This is a genomic window from Aeromonas sp. s6 (assembly GCF_040907815.1).
Classification (GTDB): domain Bacteria; phylum Pseudomonadota; class Gammaproteobacteria; order Enterobacterales; family Aeromonadaceae; genus Aeromonas; species Aeromonas caviae.
Genome location: NZ_JBFOCN010000074.1, coordinates 1 through 7865 on the forward strand (window position 1 = coordinate 1; position 7865 = coordinate 7865).

Genomic DNA, 7865 nt, shown 5'->3' on the forward strand with positions numbered 1-7865 from the left:
ACGTTGATCCTCGATAACTACATCATTCACAAAAGCAAACAGACCGAGCGATGGTTGAAGAAGAATCCCAAGTTCTGCCTGGTGTTCCAGCCAGTTTACAGCCCTTGGGTTAATCACATAGAACGGCTATGGCACAAGTTACATGAAACCATCACGCGCAATCATCAATGCAGAGGGATGGCAAACCTGCTGGCCCGAGTGAAACACTTCATGGATACCGTGTCTCCTTTCCCGGGGAATGGCTATGGCACAGCGAAGGTGTAGCACTATTGGGATCAGTTATTTAGTGCAGCAGATAATTCAATAAGGTCATCTTCATCCATGGTGCGTTTATAGGCACTCTGTTGCCGTGATAAGTTATACACACTGAAAATTGTCGCCATAAACCGCTTGCTATCTGTACTCTCACCACCACCAGGATTAACGATCTGGTTAAATAATAGTGGCTCACCCTGATCAAGTTTTCTAATAAATGATAAAGTTCGTTCTTTGGCACAACTCTCGGTAAAGTCATTGTAAGTGACACCATTGACCCATTGTGCCTTTATCCAGTTTTGATGTTCCCCTCGCAAAGCCCGGCCACTTTTTATAAAAGGCCCACCATCTTTAAGATACTCTTCTCGAATAAGCCTAATCGCTTCTAATTCATCACTATCGAGATTGTATTTGCTGAACTCTGGTTCTGTTTCATGCAATTTTACTGGGACTATGCGATATCGCTCAGTTAAATAGATAAACTGGTCCGGCTGGATAGCGTTTTTTACGGAATTCTCTACACTACTGCTAATGGTGAGACCACGGTCAAAACCAGCGACATCATAGCGCTCGCAGATATATTCAAACTGTGCTTGTAAGGCTGCAAAGTCACAGTGTTCAGATTGAGACTCAAGATGATCCAGTAATTCACTGTAAGCCCCGATAGCATCAAGATTAGTATAATGAATTGCCTTTATGTTGTCATGGTAGCCACATGCTCTGCCAATATTTGCTTGGACGATCGCGGCGATATTGGAGATGGTACTATCCCAGCTGTTGATCAGCTCATCTTTCATTTTCGAGCCAAAATTAATCCCTGCCCGAAAACCTGCCACGGTAATTGCAATCAGCTTGTCATCAAAGAGGCTGGCTGTATCATAAGCGTATTTGAAATCTTGAATCGAGCTAATTTCATGTTCTTCGACACCAGCTAGCTTTTGGCCAATGATAAAAATCTGGTCCTCTGCAATTCCTTGCTCGAGCAGTATGGCCTTCACTGAAGCAGCTGCACCACTTTGTACCCTAACTAGACTCCAACCAGGGCCTTGATATTCAAGGAATTGTCTAATGAATCGTCTTCGTAATAACGAGTCTTGGCAAAAATCGCGCTGTGTTGGATCAAGTTTCACGATCTGGTGATGCTTGTGCATGCTCCGAATACCGTGGTACTCGGAGCTTGTTTTGTGAAATACCAGTTGAGTGTGGTACTGATGTTTTAGAATTGAATCAGCGCCAGCGGCATAGAGAGCGCTAAAAGGAGTTGCAGAGATAAATGCAATCTTACAAGCACTATTTTCACTATCAAGGTAATTGAAGACATCGCTGTAGCGAACGCCATCTTGATGAGTGCCGTAATGGCACTCATCAATGATGATCAATCGTGGCTGTTGATGCTTAAACTCGGATGCCAGGGTAAGCCTGAAATTCGTGAAATTACTCACGACCATGTTGGGGCATGCAGCGAAGTCAGATTTGGCTTGTTCTAACAAAGCAAGGTCAGCCATCGTGACCAAGTACAAGGTATCTTTTAACTTGCGACGATCACATAAGTCACTGTCAGATAATGAATTCCGCTGCAGGCAACTGAGTGCCAAGGCAATGCCGGATTTTCCTGATTGCATCTCTGCTGCAATAACGACCGCTCTTGAGCCATTTTCAAAATGACTAAAAGCTCGCTGCGCCGCATTTATCTGATGTGAAAAAGTATGACCAGATAGTACTGATGCAACTTTTTCTCTATGCCGTGTAGCCTGATTGTTCATGTGACTGTTTAACTCGCTTAAGCGTTGCGCTGTTGCTCAGAAAATTGCGACTCATCATGGATGATTGTTTCATTTTCTGGCAGTTCATTGGCGGCTGCTTTCATACGGCTTGCCTCGGCATTATATTCACCACGTTTATAGAGAACGAACATGGTGTCATCATGCTCGATACCAAAATGATCACACATTTCATGAACATCATCTTCAGTCATGACCCATTTTTTGACATTGTTTCGCCGAGACATGTTATAAATACTGAATATAGTGGCAGTGACAAGTTTTTGCTCTGTATATTCACCAGAGCCAGGCATAACAATGGTATTGAATTCTATAGGCTCTTGCTGATCTACTTTGTGTGTAAAATTTAGGGTCCGTTCTTTCATCGTTCCCTCTTTACGTGCTTTCTCCTTGTTATCATAGGAATCGCCATTGACCCAATGAGCCTTTACCCAATTTTTCTTGGCACCACGCATGGCACGAGAAGACTTTACAGAAGGACCTGAATCTCTGAGTAGCTCTTCACGTAGCAGTGCTATGGCTTGTATGATTAATTTATCCTTTGTGTGTTGTGTAAAGTCGTAATCCGGATCAAGCAGCTTGGCTGGCACGGCAACGTAGCTATCGGTCATGTATGTTTCAACATCACCTATGGGGCGACGCCGCTTGTTTTTGACGGTTAATCCTACATCCAAACCATTGACATTAAACTCTTGGCATACATCTTCAAAAAATTCTTTGAGACCATCAAAATCAGAGGCGGCGTGTTCACTGGTATTTTTATCAAGGTAATCCAGGATTGCCCCATAGGCTTGCGCCGCATTAAGGCTTGTGAAGTGGTGTGCTTCTCGATTGTCATGGTAGCCACAGGCTCTGCCAATGTTCGCTTGTACCACTGCCGCAACACTGGTTACCGTACTGTCCCAGGTGGCAATGAGCCGCTGTTTCATATCTTGACCAAAATTAATCCCTGCGCGACAGCCTGCTACGGTAATAGCAATGAGCTTTTCGTCAAAGTCGATGCATTCATCGAACTCTTTTTTAAATCGTTCAATGGTAGTTAATTGGTCTTCTGGGACACCGCTGAGATCTTTGCCAAGAATATGAACATTCTGATCTGCAAATCCTGCTTGAATAAAACCAGTTTTTGCCTCCATGGCGGCACCTGGCGGCACCCTGACCAATACCCATCCTGCACCTTCATGTTGTTTAAGTAAACTCAGCAGCTTCGCTTTGGCTGGTGAGTCATCGAGAATATTCCTCGAGTCAGAATCCAATCCCGTGACTTTATTGGAGCGCAGCATTTCCCTAACACCGTAGTACTCGTTACTGGTGCGATGGAATACCAATTTGGTATTAAAATCACGCCGTAAAATTGAGTTGCGAGCTGCCTCTTCGGCTGCTTCTGCTGCTTCAATAGCCTCTTTTTCTCTATGATTATGTTTTGCTATTTCTTCTTCGTGTTTGGCAACATCGTATTCTGTCTCTGCCGCATAGAGAGCCCCAAAAGGCGTCGCAGAGATAAAAACTACTTTGCAATCTTTATTCTCTTTTTCGAGGTAATCAAAAACCTTGCAGTACCGTATAGCTGCCGCATTTGAGCCATAGTGACACTCGTCGATCAGGATCAGTTTGGGCGGATTGCCTTTAAAGCTTCGCTCTAAATCTTGGTCGAATCGAATAAAGTTACTAACAACCACATTTTTAGCATCTGCCAGATCTTTTTCAGCCTGCTCTAACAAGGCAACGTCAGGCATGGTTACCAAATAGAGAGTATCTTTGAGCTTGGAGCGGTCGCAGACCTCTTCATCAGTCAGTGACAGACGTTGCAAACAACAAAGAGCGAGTGCCACACCAGACTTGCCTGCTTGCATCTCTGCCGCAGTGATAACTGCACGGACGTTTCCCTTTAGTGCATCGAATGTCTTTTGTGCTGCGATACGTTGGTGATCATGTAATTTCCCACCAGTCAAAATGAGGTAGATTTTTTGTCTCAGAGAGTCGGCTTTAGCTGTCATGGAAGAGAGGTCAGTTCAGTTAATGAATGATACCACTAGTTTCACACAGCTCGTTGCTGACTCCAACAAAGAGCCCGTAGAACGTACGATGCTTATCGCCGGTTTATTGGGGCGCGAACCGGCCTCAAGCCATCCAAGTGTAAATTCGTAGTGAAGATTCTACTTGTCCAAGAGCAGATCACTCTGGTCGCTGCAATCAGTGGGAAGATAATCAAGGTGCCAGTTGGCCTTCCCGTACTGCGGATTGTCTGAAATGGCGCTGACTCGATTTTTTTACCCCTATCTCTCTGTTAATCTGGGCGTTTTCTGCTAGGTGCCTGCTTACTATGTCTATCGATTACTACAACCAACACGCCGATAGCTTCGTCGAAGGCACGCTGTCGGTCGATATGCAACCGCTTTACCAGCGCTTCTTGCCTCTGCTCGCCGCCGGCGCTCATATCGTCGATGCGGGCTGCGGCTCTGGGCGGGACAGCCTGTATTTCCATCAGCAAGGTTTTCGGGTCACAGCCTTCGATGCCAGCGCGGAGCTGGCCCTGCGTGCCGAGCGCCTGCTTGGTCAGCCGGTGCAACTGTGCCGTTTCGAGCAGTTTGTGGCTCCCGTGCCGGTCGATGCCATCTGGGCCTGTGCCAGTCTGCTGCATGTTCCCCGCGCCGAATTGGATGCCGTAATGGCCCATCTGTGCCAGCAACTCGCCGACGGTGGTCTGCTCTATTGCTCGTTCAAATATGGGGTAGACGAGACCGAGCGCGATGGCCGAGCCTTCACCCAGTTGGATGAGGCGGGGCTGCACGCCCTGATCACGCCGTTGCCGCTGAGCGAGGTCGAGACTTGGCTGACGGCGGATCGACGCCCCGGCCGCGAGCAGGAGCGTTGGCTTAACGCCATCGTGCGCAAGGTCGGGTCATGAGTGCACCCGTGCTCATCAGCGGGGGAGAGGCGGGGGATCCGGAGTTCAACGATCCCCTGTTGCCACATCTGCTGGACGCCATCGCCCGTTGTGGCGAGGGTAGCCGCATCGAGTTGTGTGTCTCCTTTATTCGCCAAAGCGGGCTGGTGCTGTTGCGCGGTGCCCTGCACGAGGCGTTGGCGCGAGGAGCACGGCTTCGGGTGATCACCTCGGACTATCTGGAGGTGACTCAGCCGGTGGCGCTGCGCGAGTTGCTTAAATTTGATCCCGCTCGCTCTTGCGCGCTGATCTACCAGAGTCAGGGCAATCGCGGCTTTCACCTCAAGTCCTATCTGTTTGTCCAGCACGCAGCCCAGTATCTAGGCGAGCAAGTTGGCCAGGAAGGGTCGCCAGCGGTGCTCGGTGGCCAGGCGTTTCTCGGCTCCAGCAATATCTCTGCCGCCGCCCTCACCGAGTCGCTGGAGTGGAACTGGTCGCTCAGGGCTGAGCCGAGCGGCCCCAGCGAGCCGCATCACAGCCTGCGTCAGCTCGCGGCTCAAATCGATCGGCTGGCGCAAGACGCGCGGGTCGTGCCCCTTACCCACGACTGGATCGATGGCTACCTCGCTCGCTATCGGCAGAGCGCGCTGCGGGAGTTGCGGGTGCTCACTGGGGATCATCGCAGCAGCGCTGAGCAGCTGCGTGAAGCCCCCATCCCCAACAGCGTGCAGCAAGAGGCGCTGATGGCGCTGCAAGCCGCGCGGGCACAGGGGCATAAACGGGGTGTGGTGGTCATGGCGACCGGCCTTGGCAAGACTTGGCTCGCGGCTTTTGATGTGCGCCAGATGCAGGCGGCCCGCCTGCTGTTTGTTGCCCATCGGGAGGAGATCCTGACCCAAGCGCGCCAGACCTTCTTGCACATGGTGCCGCGGGCAAATTCGGGCCTCTATCATGGTCAGCAGCAGGATGAGGCCGACTGGCTGTTTGCCTCCATCCAGACCCTGGGCAAGAGTCAGCATCTGCTGCGCTTTGCACCGGATCACTTCGATTACGTGGTGGTCGATGAGTTTCATCATGCCGCCTCACCCTCCTACCGGCGCTTGCTAAACCACTTCAAGCCCCGCTTCCTGCTCGGGCTGACCGCGACCCCTGACCGCACCGATCAGGCCGATATTCTGGCGCTGTGCGACAACAATCTCGTCTTTGAACGGGGGCTGGCCCTCGCCATCGAGCAGAAGATGCTGGTGCCGCTCACCTATCACGGCATTTTGGATGACACCGTCGACTATGCCGCGCTGCCTTGGCGCAACGGTCAGTTTGACCCCCATGCGCTGGAGAGTGCCTTCGCCAGTCAGAAGCGGGCTCAGCACGCCCTTAGCCAGTGGCGACGTTTACGCCAGCAGCGCACGCTGGCCTTCTGCATCTCGACCCGTCATGCCGATTTTATGGCCAGCGTCTTCCAGCAAGCCGGTGTGCGGGCGATAGCCGTCTATGCGGGCTCCCGCCAGGGGCGACAAGCCGCCCTGGAGCAACTGGCCGCCGCCGAGCTTGATATCATCTTCTCGGTAGATTTGTTCAACGAAGGCACCGACTTGCCCGCCATCGATACCGTGCTGATGCTGCGCCCCACCGAGTCGCGCATCGTGTTCCTGCAACAGTTGGGGCGGGGCTTGCGCCTCTATCAAGGCAAAGAACGCCTGGTGGTGATCGATCTGGTGGGCAATCACAAGGCGTGTCTCTACAAGCCCCAGCTGCTGCAAACGCAATTGACCCGCCCACCAACGCACGCAAACAGGGCGATGCCGCTGGCGGCAGGTTGTTTTATCAATCTGGATCCCAAGCTGCTTCCGCTGCTGGCGCTGTTAAAAAAGCAGCAGAAACCGACTCTGATTGAGACCTATCAGACCCTCAAAGAGCACCTCGGCTATCGCCCCACCGCGCGGCAAACCTGGGCAGTCCGGCTGGGTGAGCAACTGCGTTTCGATACCCAAAAACAGGGGGGCTGGTTTGAGCTGCTCGCCCAAGCGGGCGATCTGGGGGAGGAGGAGCTGCGCGTGCTGAACCGGCACGGCGACTTTCTGCGTTCGGGGGTGGAGCACACCGCGCTCACCAAGAGTTTCAAGTTGATCCTGCTATTGGCGCTGCTCGAACTCGACGGCCTGCGTGAGCCACCCACCTTGGCGGCGCTGGCCAGCCACTCCCGTTACCTGTTTGAGCGGCATCCCGAGCTGGCCCGCCTCGATCTACCGGTCAAGCAGCAAGCCCTGAGCGCCGACAGCCCGGCTTGGCTCAGTTACTGGAAGAGCAATCCGATCAAGTTCAGCAGTGGCGGCAATCCAGGCGCCAAGGGGGAGTACTGGTTCGAGGTAAGGGAGGATCGCTTCTGCCCACGCTTCGCGGTGAGTGAGGAGGATATCGATCCTCTGCATCGCATGGTGCAAGAGCTGCTGGACTTGCGTCTGGCCCAATATCAGCAGCGCAAAATCGCATCGGCAGCCGCCATTTCCCCTGAGCCCTTCACAACTATCCACGATGAGGAACAGGCGCTGGCGCCTGATGCCAAAGCGCGTCAGGTGACCCTGATTTAAGGCTGGCTATCCGATAGCACGATCAGTGTAAAAACCAGCAGTGTGAAAACAATCAAGGCGCCAGTGGCGCCTTGATTGTTTGATGAGATGGTCGGTCACCGCTGGCCGTTACCTAAACAGCCATTCCATATCGTCCTCTTCCTCATCCCACCTCATTTGCTGCTGATCCCAGCGGGCCGCCAGATAGGGTTTGAGGGTCTGCAGGGTGGTGATCTCGGCCAGCTGGGCAGTCAGGTGGTCGATATCACGCAGCAAATAGTCCCGATGTTCGGCAAAGGCCTGCTCGGTCTTTTTCTTGGATGATTGCTTGAATTTGTGCAGCACCGCGCCCATTAGCCCGTCTTGCCCGCCGTA

General features: G+C 52.1%; 5 protein-coding genes and 1 pseudogene. 3 read left to right on the top strand and 3 right to left on the bottom strand.

The window, feature by feature from the left end:
* Positions 1-264 (top strand): transposase (locus tag AB5Y50_RS11840; RefSeq protein WP_368162421.1); only part of this gene is annotated, 264 nt, incomplete at its 5' end.
* Between the two features lie 11 nt (positions 265-275).
* Here AB5Y50_RS11840 and AB5Y50_RS11845 read toward each other — a convergent pair.
* On the bottom strand, positions 276-2018 hold the full coding sequence (locus AB5Y50_RS11845; RefSeq protein ID WP_368162902.1) for a DEAD/DEAH box helicase family protein: 1743 nt from the start codon (positions 2016-2018) through the stop codon (positions 276-278).
* A 17-nt stretch (positions 2019-2035) separates the two neighbouring features.
* Positions 2036-4033, bottom strand: a complete 1998-nt coding sequence (locus tag AB5Y50_RS11850; RefSeq protein WP_064338147.1) for a hypothetical protein — start codon at positions 4031-4033, stop codon at positions 2036-2038.
* A 326-nt stretch (positions 4034-4359) separates the two neighbouring features.
* On the opposite strand from AB5Y50_RS11850, the gene AB5Y50_RS11855 reads away from it, so the two are divergent.
* Positions 4360-4944, top strand: coding sequence for a bifunctional 2-polyprenyl-6-hydroxyphenol methylase/3-demethylubiquinol 3-O-methyltransferase UbiG (locus AB5Y50_RS11855; RefSeq protein WP_024941336.1), 585 nt, complete (start codon positions 4360-4362; stop codon positions 4942-4944).
* The gene (locus tag AB5Y50_RS11860) at positions 4941-7511 is read left to right on the top strand and encodes a DEAD/DEAH box helicase family protein (RefSeq protein ID WP_041204617.1); all 2571 of its coding nucleotides are present in this window, start codon (positions 4941-4943) and stop codon (positions 7509-7511) included. The genes AB5Y50_RS11855 and AB5Y50_RS11860 overlap by 4 nt, the downstream gene beginning before the upstream one ends.
* Before the next feature lie 108 nt (positions 7512-7619).
* Here AB5Y50_RS11860 and AB5Y50_RS11865 read toward each other — a convergent pair.
* Positions 7620-7865, bottom strand: a pseudogene (locus AB5Y50_RS11865) (hypothetical protein); the annotation flags it as partial.

Coding starts and splice junctions, on each gene's coding strand:
- AB5Y50_RS11845 (WP_368162902.1), bottom strand. CDS start 2,018: ATGAACAATCAGGCTACACGGCATAGAGAAAAAGTTGCATCAGTACTA.
- AB5Y50_RS11850 (WP_064338147.1), bottom strand. CDS start 4,033: ATGACAGCTAAAGCCGACTCTCTGAGACAAAAAATCTACCTCATTTTG.
- AB5Y50_RS11855 (WP_024941336.1), top strand. CDS start 4,360: ATGTCTATCGATTACTACAACCAACACGCCGATAGCTTCGTCGAAGGC.
- AB5Y50_RS11860 (WP_041204617.1), top strand. CDS start 4,941: ATGAGTGCACCCGTGCTCATCAGCGGGGGAGAGGCGGGGGATCCGGAG.